This is a genomic window from Kytococcus schroeteri (genome assembly GCF_042433515.1).
Lineage (GTDB): Bacteria > Actinomycetota > Actinomycetes > Actinomycetales > Dermatophilaceae > Kytococcus > Kytococcus schroeteri.
In genome coordinates, this window is the sequence record NZ_JBHLVH010000030.1 from 1 (window position 1) to 1508 (window position 1508).

At 68.0% G+C, this 1508-nt stretch carries 2 protein-coding genes; one reads left to right on the forward strand and one right to left on the reverse strand.

The annotated features are described in order from the left end of the window. Positions 1-421: 421 nt before the first annotated feature. Positions 422-1093: a hypothetical protein gene (locus tag ACFFHC_RS11540; RefSeq protein WP_144043061.1), complete on the forward strand. Its 672-nt coding sequence runs from the start codon at positions 422-424 to the stop codon at positions 1091-1093. Here the strand turns inward: ACFFHC_RS11540 and ACFFHC_RS11545 are convergent. After that, positions 1065-1385, reverse strand: a complete 321-nt coding sequence (locus tag ACFFHC_RS11545; protein ID WP_379805550.1) for a hypothetical protein — start codon at positions 1383-1385, stop codon at positions 1065-1067. The genes ACFFHC_RS11540 and ACFFHC_RS11545 overlap by 29 nt on opposite strands. Positions 1386-1508: the final 123 nt, after the last annotated feature.

Below are 1508 nucleotides of genomic sequence, written 5' to 3' on the forward strand. Positions count from 1 at the left end.
CCACTCTCGCAACAGGAGGCCTTCACCTGTCAGCGAGTCACGCAACAACGTCCCTGGACATCACATCTAGACGGCCAGCATCTGCGGATTCCTGCGTCTGGCCCCCGCCCGTCCTCGACCGCACTGCAACTGCATCGAGCGCAGGTCAGGGCCTGAAGGGCGTCCAGAACTACTTCCGGACGGCTCAGGGGCGCACCGCACACACCCTGGACCTCTGGAGCGCAACGAGGGCAGCAGACCGCCGTTCGCCATGTCCTTCGACGCCGTGGAGCTCTGAGTTCGGCTGGTGGCCCTCGCGGCCGGAACGTAGAACGTGTTCCGCCGCCAAGCGGGTAAGGGCCTACCGCTGGCGGCAGGCTCAGAGCAGCACACGACCGAGTGCAAGGCGAGGTTGTCGGTGCCCGGCGGTTCACTCCTCGACGTGACGCTGCATGACGGGAGGAATGGCATGGACCCGACCCCGATGGTCGCCGACTGGGCCTCTCGCGTCTGGGCGCGCCTGCTGAGCACCCAGTCGACGAGCGCGATCATTGCGGAGCTCGCAGCCGCCATTCGGGAGGCGCGCGACTTCCGGACCCACGAACCGTCAGACGTGGAGCCGGGACGCCTGTACCACGAGCGCATGGACTCAGCGGTCCGCGAGGCTCGGCAGCAGGCCACTGCGCGCCTGACTATGGGGCCGGGCTCCAGGAACCGGCACCGCTTCATTCTGGCCATGACCATTGCCGCGTGCACTGTCGCCCTGATCGCCGCGGACTACGTGCTGGAGCATCACTTCGATCCCACTCCCTCCACGGCTCTCACACTGTTCCTTCTCGGTGGAATCTTGTTCCTGCTACTCATCGTCATAGCCCAGATGGCTACGCTCATCGCCAGCGCGGGGTACCGCGAGTGGAAGGACAAAGCCGAGGTCGATGCCCTAGTCAGGCGACTCCCCGACCGGTTGGAAGAGCACGGGTACTGGGAGGAGGCGCGTGAGCTGCACGCGCACATGGAATGGCAGCGTCGCCGCACGCCTCATCCCGCACGTACTGCGCCCAAGTCAAAACGAGGCGTCCGGCGGATCACGCTTCGTCGTGGCCCGCTCCGCTGAACCCCCGGCCCAACAGTGCCGCGCCGGCCAGCACCAGTCCCGCACCCACCATCGGCGCCGGGCCGGTGGTGGCCGACCAGCCCGTGTCCACTACCGGCCCGCGCTGGGCGGCCGACTCGAACCGCCGCCACAGACGCTCCCCTGAACCACCCACGGGTCCGATCGCGCGGCGCAGCGCGTCTGAATCCGGGCGCCACCGAGCGTCCACGGCCTCGAGCGCGTCCTGCCGCGTGGTCACGGCAGCGCACAGGCTGAGGATGTAGTCCGGCGTCTCCAGGCCAGGGGCCGTCACACCCACCAAGGGACACCCGACAGCGGCGACGTTCGGGAACACCGAGCCGGGAATCCGGCTCTTCGGAGTTGAGCGTGGGTGCTTGGGGGTAGGGGTCGAGGTCCCGGGCATGATCTGAGGACT